We start from the raw sequence: 15,417 nt of genomic DNA on the forward strand, positions 1-15,417 counted from the left end.
TTCGTGATTTGAGGTGAGGGTATGAAAACAAGACGTAGTACAAGATTGGTTGATATGACGTATTATTTATTGCAACATCCTCGTCGCTTAGTTTCTCTCACTTTTTTTGCTGAACGGTATCAGTCTGCCAAATCCTCTATTAGTGAGGATTTGGTTATCATTAAGCAAACGTTTGAGCAACAAGGAGTCGGCACGTTGCAGACGATACCTGGTGCAGCAGGAGGAGTAAAGTATATCCCGTATATGAATAGTATAGAGGCGGATGCGTTGATTGAAGAGCTTTGCAGGCAGTTGGCAAATCCAGAGCGTCTTCTTCCGGGCGGCTATTTATACATGACAGACTTATTAAGTAATCCTCGTTATATTAATGGAGCAGGCCGGTTGTTTGCTTCTTTATTTGCGGGTCAGCAGGTTGATGCAGTTATGACAGTTGCGACAAAAGGAATTCCGCTTGCTTATGCAGTAGCAAATTATTTGGATGTGCCTGTAGTGATTGCTCGTAAAGACAGTAGGGTGACTGAGGGGCCTACTGTAAGTATCAACTATGTATCTGGTTCATCCAAGCGTATCCAAACAATGACTCTTGCGAAAAGAAGTATACCAGAAGGTGCGAATGTCCTCATTGTTGATGACTTCATGAAGGCAGGAGGCACAATTCAGGGAATGATTAGTATGCTGGAGGAATTTCAAGCAAATGTGATTGGGATCGGTGTACTTGTAGAGGCTGATCATATTGAGGAGCGTTTAATTGAGGAATATGTTTCTTTAATCCGTTTATCTGAAGTGAATACGAGAGATAAGGTGATTGAAGTGGTAAAAGGAAATTATGCTCTCCCTGAATTTAAAGAAGAAATGGTATCAGAAGAAGAGATAAAGCTATAAGCTTTATCTTCTTTCATACATACATTTTGAAGAGGAAAAGGTGAGATAATATGAAAATCGTACATACTGTAAAAGCACCGCAAGCAATTGGTCCATATTCACAAGGGATTATCGCTGGAAACATGTTTTACAGCTCAGGACAAATCCCATTAACAGCGGAGGGCCAGCTTGTTACAGGAGATGTGAAAGAACAGACACATCAAGTGTTTGCAAACTTAAAAGCAGTTTTAGAGGAAGCAGGGGCATCATTCGAAAGCGTTGTCAAAACAACAGTATTTTTAAGCGATATGAATGACTTTAATGATGTAAATGAGGTATACGGACAATATTTCTCTGAGCATAAACCTGCACGCTCTTGTGTACAGGTAGCGCGATTGCCAAAAGATGTAGCGGTTGAAATCGAAGTAATCGCTCTCGTGCAGGCATAAAGAAAACTCGCCGACTGGCGAGCTTTGCTCTTGGGCGAAGACAGAGGCGTAGTTGCACTTATACTTTATTCCTAAAATTTCTCGCTACGTCGATTTCACTTCTAGTTGGGTATTTACAGTTTCTTACAGTGTGGAAAATATAACCATCTTATGTGCCATAACAGTTTATTTTGAAAATTTTTAAAAATTTGAAGGAATAACCAAAAGATTGTGGAATTTATACTCCATATCGCTGATTTATGGAAAAGGGTGGTGAACATAAGATGGAAGTGACTGACGTAAGATTACGCCGCGTAAGCACAGAAGGCCGCATGAGAGCTATTGCATCTATCACACTGGATCATGAGTTTGTAGTCCATGATATTCGAGTGATTGATGGTAATAACGGCTTATTCGTAGCAATGCCAAGCAAGCGCACTCCGGATGGAGAATTCCGTGATATCGCGCATCCAATTAATTCTAATACACGCTCTAAAATTCAGGATGCTGTATTAGCAGAGTATCACCGTTTAGGTGAACTAGAAGAGGTTGAGTTTGAAGAAGCAGGTGCTTCATAAAATAACCAAAAAGTCGAAAAGGCATTTTTGCGTAAGGCAGGCTCCTGGAAAACAGGAGTTTGTTTTTATGTTTAGGTGGAAAAACAATGGACTTGAAGATATCCCTCATGTATTTTGTCACCTTCTAAGGCTAATGTACGTTTGCTCCACTACAATAAATAGGTTATGCAAATATTGCAGGAGCGTCTGAAGAGATTGAAATGAAACGTAATCCCCATGATAAATTCCTCATCCCTATCTTTTTTTCTCCATAAGCTTTAAGATATGTTTCACTTCTTGAAAAAATAGATAACAATAATACAACAATGGGTAAAAGCTGTGGTAAAATTTAATAGTTGTGCTTCGTTTCTTGAAATAAAAAACGTTTTAGGATAATATTCTTAATGGATAAATAGGTTGTGATGGAGGGTTTATATGTCAAATCGATTTGCGATCATTTTGGCAGCAGGGCAGGGAACACGCATGAAGTCCAAGTTGTATAAAGTACTTCACCCTGTTTGTGGAAAGCCAATGGTGCAGCATGTAGTTGAGCAGGTGTCACAGCTGGGCTTGCAAGAAATTGTTACAATTGTAGGCCACGGTGCGGAATTAGTGAAAGAACAGTTGGGAGAGCAAAGTAAATTTGCCTTGCAGGCAGAGCAGCTAGGCACAGCGCATGCGGTATCACAAGCTGTATCTTTGCTAGGACAAGAAACAGGAACCACTCTTGTCATTTGCGGTGATACGCCTTTAATTACTGCTGAAACGATGGAAGCATTGTTACAACACCATGAAGAGATGGGTGCAAAAGCGACAGTGTTGACGGCTTATATAGAAGACCCGACTGGATATGGACGCATTGTTCGTAATGATAAAGGATATGTGGAGAAGATTGTTGAGCATAAGGATGCAAGCGATGATGAGAGAAAGCTTCGCGAAATCAATACAGGCACATATTGCTTTGACAATCAGGCATTATTTGAATCGCTTAAAAAGGTTTCAAATGAAAATGTGCAAGGGGAGTATTATTTGCCCGATGTTATTGAAATCTTAAAAAAGGAAGGCTCAATTGTTTCCGCCTACCAAACAGATCGCTTTGAAGAAACATTAGGGGTAAATGACAGAATTGCTCTATCACAAGCAGAAGATATTATGAAAAAGCGCATTAATCAAAAGCATATGATGAACGGTGTTACGTTAATCGATCCTAACAATACGTATATTTCCGCAGATGCAGTAATTGGAAGTGATACAATTATCTATCCAGGAACAGTGATTGAAGGAGAAACAACAATTGGTTCTGATTGTGTCATTGGGCCGCATACAACATTAAAGGATAGTGGAGTAGGAAACGGAACCGCAATTCGTCAATCTACTGTTCACGATAGCAGAATTGGCAATGATGTTGCTATTGGACCTTTTGCTCATATTCGTCCTGATTCTATAATTGGTAATGATGTGCGTGTTGGAAACTTCGTAGAAATTAAAAAGTCTATCTTTGGTGATGGAAGTAAGGCATCTCATCTTAGCTATATTGGAGATGCAGAGGTAGGCACAGATGTGAATCTTGGCTGTGGCTCCATTACGGTAAACTACGATGGTGAAAATAAGTTCAAAACTGTTATTGGCGATGGTGCTTTCATTGGCTGTAACTCCAACCTTGTTGCACCTGTAACGGTAGGAGAAGGAGCCTATGTTGCAGCAGGTTCAACCATTACGGATCATGTACCTGCAAAAGCGTTATCGATTGCGCGTGCGCGTCAAGTGAATAAGCAAGACTATGTAGAGAAAATGTTACAGAAGAAAAACTAATGTGGAGGGTTCATTTTAATGCCTAATCAGTATTTAAATTCAAACTTGAAGGTATTCTCACTTAATTCCAATAAGGTTGTTGCGGAACAAATCGCAGAGCGAATTGGTGTAAAATTAGGAGAATGCTCCGTAACCCGTTTTAGCGATGGTGAAATTCAGATTAATATTGAGGAGAGCATTCGTGGTTGTGACGTGTTTGTCATCCAATCTACAAGCTATCCGGTAAATGAGCACATTATGGAGCTATTAATCATGATTGATGCTTTAAAACGTGCATCCGCTAAAACTGTTAACATTGTGATACCATATTATGGCTATGCACGTCAAGACCGTAAAGCACGTGCGCGTGAACCGATTACTGCAAAACTTGTGGCTAACCTTTTGGAAACAGCAGGTGCAACTCGTGTAATTACACTTGATTTGCATGCTCCACAACTTCAAGGTTTCTTCGATATTCCAATTGATCATCTTATGGGTGTACCGATTCTTGCTGATTATTTCTCAAAGAAGGAATTAAAGGATGTTGTTGTTGTCTCCCCTGACCATGGTGGAGTAACGCGTGCAAGAAAGCTGGCAGACCGCTTAAAAGCTCCAATTGCAATTATTGATAAGCGCCGCCCTAGACCGAATGTGGCAGAGATTATGAATATTGTTGGTCATATTGAAGGAAAAACAGCTATTCTGATCGATGATATTATTGATACAGCCGGTACCATTACTCTAGCAGCAAATGCTCTTATAGAAAATGGCGCGGCAGAGGTATATGCATGTTGTACACACCCAGTCCTGTCTGGTCCTGCAATCGAACGCATTCAAAACTCCAAAATTAAAGAGCTTGTTGTGACAAATTCAATTTTGCTTCCAGAGGAGAAGAAGATTGAAAAGATCAGGGAGTTATCTGTAGGCCCATTACTCGGAGAAGCGATTATCCGCGTTTACGAAAAACAATCTGTAAGTACATTATTTGATTGATTTTTATATAGCAAGTTAGACGTAACCTGAGACGAGGTTACGTCTTTTCGCATCAAGGATAGAAAGAAGGGAAAAGAATGAAGCTAATTGCAGGACTTGGAAATCCGGGAAGAGAATATGAAGCAACAAGGCATAATATTGGGTTTATGGTAATCGATGAATTGTCAAAGCGTTGGAATATTCCATTAAATCAACAAAAATTTAAAGGAATATTCGGGTCTGGTGTCGTAAATGGGGAGAAGGTAATCTTATTGAAGCCGCTCACGTACATGAATTTATCTGGAGAAAGTATTCGTCCACTTCTTGATTACTATAAAATTGAAGTTGCCGACTTCATTGTACTGTATGATGATTTAGATTTGCCAGTTGGAAAGCTGCGGTTACGTACAAAGGGAAGTGCCGGTGGACATAATGGAATCAAGTCTACGATTGCGCACTTAGGGACGCAGGAATTTAATCGCATTCGGATGGGGATTGATCGTCCCAAGCACGGCATGAAGGTTGTGGACTATGTACTAGGACGATTTGCAGCAGAAGAAATGTCAGAGGTACAACATTCTATTCAAAAAAGTGCTGATGCATGTGAACAATGGTTATCTGCACCTTTTTTACAAGTTATGAATACCTTTAACGGACAATAAAGGACGAATAATTCTACGCCATTTCATCCATACTAGTAATAATTGCAAAAAGTTCAGGAGGATGGCATGAACGCCCATTATTATTGTCGTTATTGTGGATACAAGGTTGGCTCCATTGAAGGAGAAGAAGCACAGGAAATGGTTTTAGGGAATTTAACAAATGAAGAACAGTTAGAAATGACACACTTCGATGAAAATGGGAATTTATTTGTAAAAACCATTTGCGAATCGTGTCAGGATACTTTGCAGCATAATCCACATTATTATGAATACGACACATTTTTGCAATAAGCTTTGGCTTGTCCAAAGCATTTTTCTGTTTGCTATTTGCAAGTATGCTGCATAAAAATATATTAACTTGCTCTTTTGTCGAGAGGGGTTTTGACGATGATAGGATTATTGGAGAGCTTTTATGAAAGTAAGGAGGTTCAGTCTGTTTTAAATGGATTGAACGAGGGATTGAAAGAACAGTTAGTGTCCGGGATGTCTACGTCTTCCCGTTTGCTGCTTTCAGCTGCATTATATAAACAAACAAAGCGTACGCAGCTTATTGTAACGCACAATTTATATCAGGCACAAAAGGTTTATGAGGATATGGTATCCATTTTGGGTGAAAATGAAGTATGGCTATATCCTGTTAACGAGTTGATTGCTTCAGAGATAGGAGTAGCGAGCCCGGAATTAAAAGCGCAGCGAATCGAGGTACTCAACCATCTTGTTCAGAATGAGCCTGCTATTGTAGTTGCACCTTTAGCTGGTTTGCGCCGTTTTCTTCCTGCAAAGGAACTTTGGGCGCAGCAGCAAATTGAATTAAGGGTCGGCGAGGAAGTCGATTTAGAGCATATGGCTCGTATTCTAGCTTATATGGGCTATGAACGAAAATCGATGGTGGAGGCGCCCGGAGACTTTAGTATTCGCGGTGGTATTCTAGATTTATACCCGCTTACTGAGGAACTACCAATTCGCCTCGAGTTTTTTGATACAGAAATTGATTCTATTCGTACGTTTACAGTAGAAGATCAACGTTCTCAGGAGAAAGTTTCAGCTATTTCCTTTGGACCAGCAACAGAATTTATATTTGCCGATGAAGAGCTTCGCCAAGGAACGATGAAGCTAGAACAGGAATTAACGAAGACAGTTAAAAAGCTTAAAGATGAAAAGCTGAAGGAGCTGCTAGTAGAAACAGTTACTCATGAGTTGGAAAAGCTAAAGAATGGACAAATAATTGAACAAATGTTTAAGTATCTGTCTCTTTTTTATCCACAGCCTGCTAGTCTTATAGACTATTTGCCGGATACGGGTATTGTGATACTAGATGAAATCTCACGCATTCAAGAAACTGCAGATCAGTTAGAGAAGGAAGAAGCGGAATGGTATATAGCGCTGCTTGAGGAAGGAGCTATTGTACAAGATTTAGCTTTTTCTCATGATTTCACAAAGCTTCTGCAGCAGCGGGATCGCAGCTTTTTATATTTAACTCTATTCCTTCGTCATATTCCTCATACGCACCCACAAAATATCGTCAATGTAACATGTAAGACCATGCAGGATTTTCATGGTCAAATGAATCTATTTAAAGCAGAGATTGACCGGTGGAAAAAGAGCCATTCCACTGTTGTGATATTAGGGGCAAATGAAGAAAGAATGAAGAAGCTTGAGAAAATTTTGAATGATTATGAGATAGATGTTGATGTTCTACCAGATTCTGTGCAGCTTATTCCAGAACGTATACAGATTGCCAGGGGCGATCTTCATGCGGGATTTGAACTGCCAATGCAAAGGCTTGCGGTCATTACCGAGAAGGAGCTTTTTAATAAAAAGGCGAAAAAGCCGCAGCGCAGACAAAAGCTCTCTAATGCTGAGCGTATTAAGAGCTATTCCGAATTGAAGGTTGGAGATCATGTTGTCCATGTAAATCACGGTATCGGTAAGTTCTTTGGTATTGAAACTCTAGAGATTAATGGTGTGCATAAAGATTATTTGCATATTAAATATCAAGGAAATGATAAGCTGTATGTCCCAGTTGAGCAAATTGATCAAGTGCAGAAGTACATTGGTTCAGAAGGAAAGGAACCAAAGATTTATAAGCTGGGTGGAACAGACTGGAAGCGTGTTAAAACAAAGGTAGAGAAATCGGTTCAAAATATCGCTGATGATTTAATTAAGCTGTATGCTGAGCGTGAAGCATCAAAGGGCTATGCCTTTTCTCCAGATGCGTTAGAGCAGCGCGAGTTTGAGTCCTCTTTCCCATACCAAGAAACAGAGGATCAGTTGCGTTCAATCACTGAGATTAAAAAAGATATGGAACGCTCCCGCCCTATGGATCGCTTATTATGTGGCGATGTTGGCTATGGAAAAACAGAAGTTGCTATTCGGGCAGCATTTAAAGCCATTATGGATGAAAAACAGGTGGCAATTCTTGTTCCGACAACTATTTTAGCGCAACAACACTATGAAACAATTCGAGAGCGTTTTCAAGATTATCCCATTAATATTGGTGTGCTAAATCGATTCCGCACACGAAAGCAGCAGAACGAAACAATGAAAGGGTTAAAGGATGGAACGATAGATGTTGTAGTAGGGACGCATCGTCTTTTATCCAAGGACATTATCTTTAAAGATTTAGGTCTTCTGATTATTGATGAAGAGCAACGCTTCGGTGTAACGCACAAAGAGAAGATTAAACAGATGAAAGCTAATATCGATGTCTTAACGTTAACGGCAACACCAATACCGCGTACGCTTCATATGTCGATGCTGGGTGTTCGTGATTTATCCGTTATTGAGACACCTCCGGAGAACCGCTTTCCAGTTCAAACATATGTAGTAGAGTATAATCCTGCCCTAATTCGAGAAGCAATCGAACGGGAGCTGGCCCGGGATGGTCAAGTATACTTTTTATATAATCGTGTAGAAGATATTGAGCGGAAAGCAGAAGAGATTTCCATGCTTATCCCTGATGCACGTGTAACCTTTGCTCATGGAAGAATGAATGAAGGTGAATTGGAATCAGTCATGCTTGCATTTTTAGATGGTCAATATGATGTTCTTGTTAGTACCACGATCATCGAAACAGGAGTTGATATTCCAAACGTAAATACGCTAATTGTGCAGGATGCTGATCGTATGGGGCTGTCACAGTTGTATCAGCTACGCGGTCGCGTAGGTCGTTCTAATCGTGTTGCGTATGCGTATTTTACGTATAAGAAGGATAAGGTGTTAGCGGAAGTAGCAGAAAAACGATTACAAGCTATTAAAGAATTTACAGAGCTTGGGTCGGGATTTAAAATTGCAATGCGTGATTTGTCTATTCGTGGTGCCGGGAACTTGTTAGGTGCAGAGCAGCATGGTTTTATTGATTCTGTTGGTTTTGATTTATACTCCCAAATGCTGAAGGAAGCGATTGAACAACGAAGAGGCGATACGGGAGAACAGCCATACTTTGATGTAGAGATAGATCTTGAAGTAGATGCTTACCTTCCGGATACGTACATTTCCGACAGCAAGCAAAAAATTATGATGTATAAGCAATTTAAGGGGATATCCTCTATAGAAGATATTGAAGGGCTTCAAGAGGAAATGATAGACCGCTTTGGCGATTACCCGCAGCAGGTTGGCTATTTATTGCAAATTGCCTTGATCAAGGTGCTTGCTGCACAGGAGCGTATTGAGTCCATCAAGCAGCTAAAGCAGCAGGTAACCCTTTTGTTCTCTGAACAGGCAACTCAAACTATAGATGGTGGAAAGCTCTATATGCTAAGCAGCAGTCTTGGAACTATGACTCATCTTGGCATGGAGGGATCAAGGTTAAAGGTAATCATCGATGTAAAGGGTATTGAGCCATCTAGATGGCTGACGATTACAGAGAATTTACTGCGAGGTTTGCCCAATGCGAAAAAAGAAGTTGTAAATGCTTGACTAAAGAAATAAAAAATGCAATTCGACGTGCATAGAACCTTCACAGTGAACAATACTATGCTTAACAGTTGGTGATTTTTACATGAAAAGGAGAAGATAGAACAAATCACCACTTTTATCATCAAGTAGAAAGTGAGGCAGCATTAGAATGAAAGCAACTGGCATAGTACGTCGAATTGATGATTTAGGTAGAGTAGTTATTCCAAAAGAAATTCGTAGAACCCTTCGCATTCGTGAAGGAGACCCATTAGAGATTTTTGTGGACCGCGATGGAGAAGTCATTTTGAAAAAATACTCTCCAATCAGTGAATTGAGTGATTTTGCAAAGGAATATGCAGATGCATTATATGATAGCTTAGGACATACAGTATTAATTTGCGATCGTGATACTATTATTTCGGTTTCGGGCGTTTCCAAAAAAGAATATTTAAATAAAAATATCGGTGACTTAGTTGAAAAGGTGATGGATGATCGAAATTCCGTTGTAATGACAGATGAAAGTGAAATTTCCATCGTAGACGGGATAAAAGAAACTGTTACATCCTATACGGTTGGACCCATCATTGCAAACGGTGATCCAATCGGTGCAGTCATCATTCTCTCTAAAGATAAAGTTATTGGAGATGTTGAGCAGAAAGCTGTTGAAACAGCAGCGAGCTTTTTGGCAAAGCAGATGGAGCAGTAGGAAAAAAGGCAGCATGTCGCTGCCTTTTTTTGCTATGATAATTTACACTTTAGGAAGTTGTGAATTCCCCGTTTGCCAAGTTGTGATATATAATACGTAAGAGCCTGGCAAAGAAGGAGATTTTTATGAAAGCCAAAAAATATTCTGCCTTTTGGCACGGTGCAGTTATTTTGACAGCAGCGGGTTTAATTACAAAAATTTTAAGTGCATTTTATCGAATTCCTTATCAAAATATTGCGGGAGATATTGCATTTTATACATATCAGCAAGTATATCCGATATATGGTCTTTGTCTTACTTTTGCAGTATACGGCTTTCCTGCCGTAATTTCTAAAATGATTGCTGAACAGAAGGAGGATGGAAAGGAGGAACGAGTGAGAGATATCCTTTCTATTTCTTTTTGGCTCTTGACACTACTTTGTACCATCGTGTTCCTATTCTTGTTTGCTGCGTCCCATTTTGTTGCACGAATGATGGGAGATGAGCAGCTCTACAAGATTGTACGAGTTGCATCCTTTTGCTTTTTATTTATGCCATTCATCTCTATGGTGCGGGGATATTTTCAAGGCTCGTATAATATGCTGCCAACCGCTGTCTCACAAGTAACTGAACAATTGCTCCGTGTGTCTACAATTGTTTTGTTATCATTGTATTTTGTTGCAAACGATTTTGATGTATATACAATTGGGGCAGGTGCAATGTTTGGGTCAGTAGTTGGGGGAATGGTCAGTGCTGTGGTGTTATGGCTATTTCTACGTCGCAATTTGCAGCATGTCCTCTTTCGCCGGTGGAGCAGCATTTCTAAAAAGGGAATGATTATGAGGGCGTTATTTTGGCAAGGGATCACAATTTGTGTTAGCAATCTTGTTCTGATTGTTATGCAATTTGTTGACTCTTTGACAGTGTACAATATGTTGATCGGAGCAGGAGAATTTGCGGATAGGGCAAAAGTAATAAAAGGGATATACGATAGAGGAATTCCGCTTGTACAGCTAGGCACTGTTGTTGCCACTTCTTTTTCATTGGCACTTATTCCTGTGATGACGGAAGCGCGGCGGAGAAAAGATACAGCACTCATTAGAGGCAAACTCCGTCTTGCTGTAAAGGTTACACTTGTCATTGGACTAGGAGCATCTGTTGGTCTTGCTTGCATTATAAAGCCAACAAATATAATGCTGTTTGAAAATCAGGCAGGCTCTGACCTGCTGGCCATTTTAGGGTTTTCGATCTTATTTAGCGCCTTGGCCATTACATCTGCAACTGTTTTGCAAGGACTAGGGTATACAGCGGCTCCTGCCCTCTTCACACTGGTTGGTGCTGTTGCGAAATATACGGCAAACATTATTCTCATTCCTGAGCTAGGAGTAAAAGGAGCGGCGGTTGCGACTGTTATTTCATTAATGCTGATTGTCATACTAAATTTCTTTCTTCTTGCTCGTGTGGTTTGCACTTCTCTTATAGAGTGGTTTGCTCTTATTAGGATAGTGCTTTCTTGTGGGGCTATGGCTCTTTTTTTAATGCTCTATTTATTTATTGTAGAGTCTGTATTTCCAGGAGCGAGTCGCAGTGGGGCATCAGTTGAAGCTATTGCAGGAGCAGTACTCGGTGGATTGGTGTATCTTATTTTTCTTGTGAAGCTTCATGTTTTTACGGAGGAAGAACTCGGTGCATTGTTGCATCGTAGAGAGATTTCATTTCAAAAGAAAATGAGAAAGGAGAAGGGTGCATGATTACAATTTTAGGACTTGGTGCCGGAGAGTTAGAGCAGCTTACGCTTGGCGTATATCGAAGCATTCAGCGAGCATCGCATCTTTACTTGCGCACAAAGGAGCATCCCGTTGTTAAGGACTTAGAGGAGGAAGGAATTGCATATACATCCTTCGATGATGTATATGAGGCACACGATTCCTTTGAACAGGTATACGAGACAATTGCGGAAACATTACTTACAAAGGCAAAGGAGCAGGAGATTATCTATGCTGTTCCTGGGCATCCCCTCGTAGCAGAACGGACGGTACAGCTTTTATTGGAAAAGGGCCAGGCTGCTGGTATTCGCGTAAGAGTAGAAGGAGGACAAAGCTTCCTAGATCCTTTATTTGCGAGCCTGCAAATTGACCCGATTGAGGGGTTTCAGCTTGTAGATGCGACGTCCTTTGAGAGAGGACAATTGGAATTGCGTCATCATCTTGTATTCTGTCAGGTATATGATGCATTTATTGCCTCAGAGGTAAAGTTAACATTGATGGAGATGCTTCCCGATGAATATGAGGTATACATTGTAACTGCTGCGGGTACATCCTTTGAGAGTTTAAAAAAGGTGCCTTTGCATGAATTAGATCATGAAGCGGAATTAAATAATTTAACGAGTGTATATGTTCCGCCTGTTAAAGAAAAATCTGTACTGTATCAACAGTTTGACGTGCTGCGCAGCATTATTGCAGAGCTCCGTGGCCCAAATGGCTGTCCGTGGGATAAGGAGCAGACGAATGTTTCGTTAAAGAAATATTTAATTGAAGAGGCGTACGAGCTTCTTGATGCAATTGATGAGGAAGATGATGACCATATTGTCGAGGAACTTGGAGACGTTTTACTTCAGGTACTGCTGCATGCACAGATTGGAGAGGATGAAGGCTGGTTTTCTATCGATGATGTGATTCGCACATTATCAGAAAAAATGGTTCGTCGTCATCCGCACGTGTTTGGCAGTGTAGAAGCAACGACTGCTGATGAGGTCCTAGCAAACTGGGAAGAAATCAAAAACAACGAAAAGGATCGTGTGAAAGAATCTGTTTTATCGGGTATCCCGAAAAGCTTGCCGCAGCTGCTGCAGGCCTATGAATTACAGAAGAAAGCTGCAAAGGTTGGATTTGACTGGGATGATGTAAAGCCGATGATAGAAAAGGTAAGTGAGGAATGGAATGAATTTCAGCAAGAGCTGGGAGAAATGAATGAAGAGAGAATGGTCTCTGAATTCGGGGATATATTGTTTGCGTTTGTAAATATTGCCCGTTACTACAAGATTAATCCGGAAGAGGCCGTGCATGCAACAAATCGCAAGTTTTTGAAACGTTTTTCCTACATAGAGATGAAGACAGCAGAAGTGAACAAGGATATGAAGTCATGTACGCTTGAAGAACTGGATGTACTTTGGGAAGAAGCAAAAAGCAAAGGAATATAAGCAGGAGGAATAGTATGAGATTAGATAAATTTTTAAAGGTATCCCGTTTAATTAAAAGAAGAACATTAGCTAAGGAAGTAGCTGACCAAGGTCGCATTTCTATTAACGGTCTACCTGCAAAAGCCAGTTCAGTCGTAAAAGTAAATGATGAGCTAACCGTTCGATTTGGACAGAAAATTGTAACAGTCAAGGTGAACGAGCTGAAGGAAACAACCAAAAAGGAAGACGCTCCTTCCATGTATACAGTTGTGAAGGAAGAAAAAGTACAAACAGAACAATCTGAAGGCTTGTTCTAAAAAAAATGTCCCCTTCATACATTGATAACAGTATGAGCCATGGGGGGAAGAGCATGAATAAGGGCTACCAGGCAACTTCTTTAAATAATCAAAATGCCTCTGTCGAGCATGACGTTATTATGCGTGGGAGAAGACTCCTTGACATTACGGGTGTAAAGCAGGTGGAGAGCTTTGACAGTGAAGAATTCTTGTTAGAAACAGTCATGGGATTTCTCACAATCCGGGGACAAAATTTGCAAATGAAGAACTTGGATGTAGAAAAGGGCATTGTGTCGATCAAAGGCAAGGTTTACGAAATGGCCTATATAGATGAACATCAATCGGAGAAGGCTAAAGGCTTCTTTAGCAAGCTATTTAAATGAGTCTAACCATTCAATTCTACACAATGCTTTCTATGGTTGGTATGGGTGCATGGGTCGGTGCGGCCCTTGACACGTACCAACGTTTTCTAAAACGTCCTAGACGAAACCGCTGGGTTGTATTTGTCCATGATATTGTATTTTGGGCTGTCCAAGCTATGTTTGTTTTTTATGTGCTGCTGCTCGTAAATGAAGCAGAGCTTAGGTTTTATGTGTTTGTTGCTTTAGTATGTGGTTTTGCAGCTTATCAAAGTCTGCTCAAAACCTTATACATGGCAGTACTTGAGGCAATCATCCGGACTGTTGTTCGTACGTATCGTTTATTAGAGATGCTTGTCAAAATCCTTATTATTAGACCGATTGTATATCTTTTTCAGTTTTTATTTACATGCATCTTGCTTTTGCTTCAGCTGTTAAGGACAACTTCTCTTCTCTTTTACAGACTGATTGTACAGCTCCTGCTTCTTATTTGGAAAATCATTTTGGCTCCTCTTCGTTTAATTGGAGTTATAGTATGGAAACTCCTTCCCAACCGTGTTAAAATTTTTGTGAAGAAATATGCAGGAATTTTAAAGAAAATCCAGAAAGTGAAAGTGATAGTCTTAAAATGGTGGGAATACATTAAACGATGGTTAGGGGGACCTCGGAAATGAGGGAACTAAGAAAGTATGTAACGGAGAATCCAACAGAGAATCTTCAGCATACTATACAATCAGACAATTCGAAGAAAAAACACCTTTTGCGCCGACTCCTTGTGTTTTTTCTATTTTCCTGTACCGTTGTGGTAGGGTCAAATATCACCTTCTATCAGCAAAATGTAAGTATTAAAGAGAAGCAAAAGGAAGTAGAGAAGCTTTCAAAGGAAATGGAAGCAATGTCGGCGGAGGAAAAAGGCTTAAAGGATGAGATTAAACAGCTGAACGACGATGAGTATATTGCTAAGATTGCTAGAAGAGACTATTTTTTTTCCAAAGAGGGAGAAACTATTTTTCCGGTTGCTAAATGAAGAACCGGTTTTTTCCAAATGCTTGTAAGGCATATGTCGTTCATTGACACTATATTTTACAATCATATATAATAAAGGAAACTTGACTTTTGAAAAATTAAGGAGGAGCATTTTTTTTATGTCAATTGAGGTAGGCAGCAAGTTACAAGGGAAAGTAACAGGTATCACTAATTTTGGGGCTTTTGTGGAGCTGCCAGAAGGGCTAACTGGTCTCGTTCATATTAGCGAAGTAGCGGATAATTATGTTAAAGATATTAATGATCACTTAAAAATCGGCGATCAAGTAGAAGTAAAAGTGATTAATGTTGAAAAGGACGGAAAGATAGGATTATCTATTAAAAAGGCTAAGGATCGTCCACCGGTACCAGAGGGTGAACAACAGCAACAACAGCGTTCTGGACGTCCACAGCGCCCTCGTCCGTATAACCGTGATCGTGGCGGCGAACCCCGTGGTGTAGTGAAAGAAAACTTTGAACAGAAAATGGCACGCTTTTTAAAGGATAGCGAAGATCGTTTATCTTCCTTAAAGCGTAATACAGAGTCAAAACGAGGCGGTCGCGGCGCGAGACGCGGGTAACTTGCTGTTTATCCTTTCAAAATATAGGCACTCGAGAACGCAGTTCGGGTGCCTTTTTATTTCACTTTAAGAAAGTATAAATTTCTAGCTAGAAGACAATTCGACGAGTTTTCTTTATATACTCTAA

16 protein-coding genes are annotated in these 15,417 nt (G+C 40.2%); all 16 read left to right on the top strand.

Annotated features, from left to right (window positions below; all coding sequences use genetic code 11):
* Positions 1-21: 21 nt before the first annotated feature.
* Positions 22-882, top strand: a complete 861-nt coding sequence (purR, locus tag AAHB12_RS23355) for a pur operon repressor (RefSeq protein ID WP_342047406.1) — start codon at positions 22-24, stop codon at positions 880-882.
* 50 nt (positions 883-932) lie between these two features.
* Positions 933-1,310, top strand: a complete 378-nt coding sequence (locus AAHB12_RS23360; RefSeq protein WP_129730944.1) for a RidA family protein — start codon at positions 933-935, stop codon at positions 1,308-1,310.
* Positions 1,311-1,573: 263 nt separating this feature from the next.
* The gene (gene spoVG, locus AAHB12_RS23365) at positions 1,574-1,867 is read left to right on the top strand and encodes a septation regulator SpoVG (protein ID WP_129730942.1); all 294 of its coding nucleotides are present in this window, start codon (positions 1,574-1,576) and stop codon (positions 1,865-1,867) included.
* A gap of 414 nt (positions 1,868-2,281) precedes the next feature.
* Positions 2,282-3,658 (top strand): bifunctional UDP-N-acetylglucosamine diphosphorylase/glucosamine-1-phosphate N-acetyltransferase GlmU, encoded by a 1,377-nt coding sequence (gene glmU / locus AAHB12_RS23370; RefSeq protein ID WP_342047410.1) that lies wholly within the window; start codon positions 2,282-2,284, stop codon positions 3,656-3,658.
* Positions 3,659-3,676: 18 nt separating this feature from the next.
* Positions 3,677-4,630 (top strand): ribose-phosphate diphosphokinase, encoded by a 954-nt coding sequence (locus AAHB12_RS23375; RefSeq protein ID WP_129730939.1) that lies wholly within the window; start codon positions 3,677-3,679, stop codon positions 4,628-4,630.
* A gap of 77 nt (positions 4,631-4,707) precedes the next feature.
* Positions 4,708-5,271: an aminoacyl-tRNA hydrolase gene (pth, locus tag AAHB12_RS23380; RefSeq protein WP_129730937.1), complete on the top strand. Its 564-nt coding sequence runs from the start codon at positions 4,708-4,710 to the stop codon at positions 5,269-5,271.
* A 66-nt stretch (positions 5,272-5,337) separates the two neighbouring features.
* Positions 5,338-5,562, top strand: coding sequence for an anti-sigma-F factor Fin family protein (locus tag AAHB12_RS23385; RefSeq protein WP_129730935.1), 225 nt, complete (start codon positions 5,338-5,340; stop codon positions 5,560-5,562).
* 96 nt (positions 5,563-5,658) lie between these two features.
* Positions 5,659-9,189: a transcription-repair coupling factor gene (mfd, locus tag AAHB12_RS23390; protein ID WP_342047417.1), complete on the top strand. Its 3,531-nt coding sequence runs from the start codon at positions 5,659-5,661 to the stop codon at positions 9,187-9,189.
* A gap of 148 nt (positions 9,190-9,337) precedes the next feature.
* Positions 9,338-9,874 carry a stage V sporulation protein T gene (spoVT, locus tag AAHB12_RS23395; RefSeq protein WP_129730931.1) on the top strand — a complete coding sequence of 179 codons (537 nt, stop codon included), beginning with the start codon at positions 9,338-9,340 and terminating at the stop codon, positions 9,872-9,874.
* A gap of 125 nt (positions 9,875-9,999) precedes the next feature.
* Positions 10,000-11,604, top strand: a complete 1,605-nt coding sequence (locus AAHB12_RS23400; protein WP_342047418.1) for a putative polysaccharide biosynthesis protein — start codon at positions 10,000-10,002, stop codon at positions 11,602-11,604.
* Entirely contained in the window at positions 11,601-13,052 is a 1,452-nt protein-coding gene (mazG, locus tag AAHB12_RS23405) for a nucleoside triphosphate pyrophosphohydrolase (protein WP_342047420.1), read from the top strand. The genes AAHB12_RS23400 and mazG overlap by 4 nt, the downstream gene beginning before the upstream one ends.
* A gap of 14 nt (positions 13,053-13,066) precedes the next feature.
* The gene (locus AAHB12_RS23410; RefSeq protein WP_129730925.1) at positions 13,067-13,348 is read left to right on the top strand and encodes an RNA-binding S4 domain-containing protein; all 282 of its coding nucleotides are present in this window, start codon (positions 13,067-13,069) and stop codon (positions 13,346-13,348) included.
* 53 nt (positions 13,349-13,401) lie between these two features.
* Positions 13,402-13,710, top strand: coding sequence for a sporulation protein YabP (gene yabP / locus AAHB12_RS23415; RefSeq protein WP_129730923.1), 309 nt, complete (start codon positions 13,402-13,404; stop codon positions 13,708-13,710).
* On the top strand, positions 13,707-14,360 hold the full coding sequence (gene yabQ / locus AAHB12_RS23420; protein WP_342047422.1) for a spore cortex biosynthesis protein YabQ: 654 nt from the start codon (positions 13,707-13,709) through the stop codon (positions 14,358-14,360). Before yabP ends, yabQ begins: the two co-directional genes overlap by 4 nt.
* On the top strand, positions 14,357-14,713 hold the full coding sequence (locus AAHB12_RS23425; protein WP_129730919.1) for an FtsB family cell division protein: 357 nt from the start codon (positions 14,357-14,359) through the stop codon (positions 14,711-14,713). The genes yabQ and AAHB12_RS23425 overlap by 4 nt, the downstream gene beginning before the upstream one ends.
* Before the next feature lie 118 nt (positions 14,714-14,831).
* A complete protein-coding gene (locus tag AAHB12_RS23430) occupies positions 14,832-15,290 on the top strand; it encodes a S1 domain-containing RNA-binding protein (RefSeq protein ID WP_129730917.1) in 459 nt (152 codons plus the stop codon).
* Positions 15,291-15,417 lie beyond the last annotated feature (127 nt).

Source organism: Bacillus sp. OTU530 (assembly GCF_038440375.1).

Bases quoted from the DNA above. Each gene is read 5' to 3' on its own strand.
- purR (WP_342047406.1), top strand. From the start codon at position 22: ATGAAAACAAGACGTAGTACAAGATTGGTTGATATGACGTATTATTTA.
- AAHB12_RS23360 (WP_129730944.1), top strand. From the start codon at position 933: ATGAAAATCGTACATACTGTAAAAGCACCGCAAGCAATTGGTCCATAT.
- spoVG (WP_129730942.1), top strand. From the start codon at position 1,574: ATGGAAGTGACTGACGTAAGATTACGCCGCGTAAGCACAGAAGGCCGC.
- glmU (WP_342047410.1), top strand. From the start codon at position 2,282: ATGTCAAATCGATTTGCGATCATTTTGGCAGCAGGGCAGGGAACACGC.
- AAHB12_RS23375 (WP_129730939.1), top strand. From the start codon at position 3,677: ATGCCTAATCAGTATTTAAATTCAAACTTGAAGGTATTCTCACTTAAT.
- pth (WP_129730937.1), top strand. From the start codon at position 4,708: ATGAAGCTAATTGCAGGACTTGGAAATCCGGGAAGAGAATATGAAGCA.
- AAHB12_RS23385 (WP_129730935.1), top strand. From the start codon at position 5,338: ATGAACGCCCATTATTATTGTCGTTATTGTGGATACAAGGTTGGCTCC.
- mfd (WP_342047417.1), top strand. From the start codon at position 5,659: ATGATAGGATTATTGGAGAGCTTTTATGAAAGTAAGGAGGTTCAGTCT.
- spoVT (WP_129730931.1), top strand. From the start codon at position 9,338: ATGAAAGCAACTGGCATAGTACGTCGAATTGATGATTTAGGTAGAGTA.
- AAHB12_RS23400 (WP_342047418.1), top strand. From the start codon at position 10,000: ATGAAAGCCAAAAAATATTCTGCCTTTTGGCACGGTGCAGTTATTTTG.
- mazG (WP_342047420.1), top strand. From the start codon at position 11,601: ATGATTACAATTTTAGGACTTGGTGCCGGAGAGTTAGAGCAGCTTACG.
- AAHB12_RS23410 (WP_129730925.1), top strand. From the start codon at position 13,067: ATGAGATTAGATAAATTTTTAAAGGTATCCCGTTTAATTAAAAGAAGA.
- yabP (WP_129730923.1), top strand. From the start codon at position 13,402: ATGAATAAGGGCTACCAGGCAACTTCTTTAAATAATCAAAATGCCTCT.
- yabQ (WP_342047422.1), top strand. From the start codon at position 13,707: ATGAGTCTAACCATTCAATTCTACACAATGCTTTCTATGGTTGGTATG.
- AAHB12_RS23425 (WP_129730919.1), top strand. From the start codon at position 14,357: ATGAGGGAACTAAGAAAGTATGTAACGGAGAATCCAACAGAGAATCTT.
- AAHB12_RS23430 (WP_129730917.1), top strand. From the start codon at position 14,832: ATGTCAATTGAGGTAGGCAGCAAGTTACAAGGGAAAGTAACAGGTATC.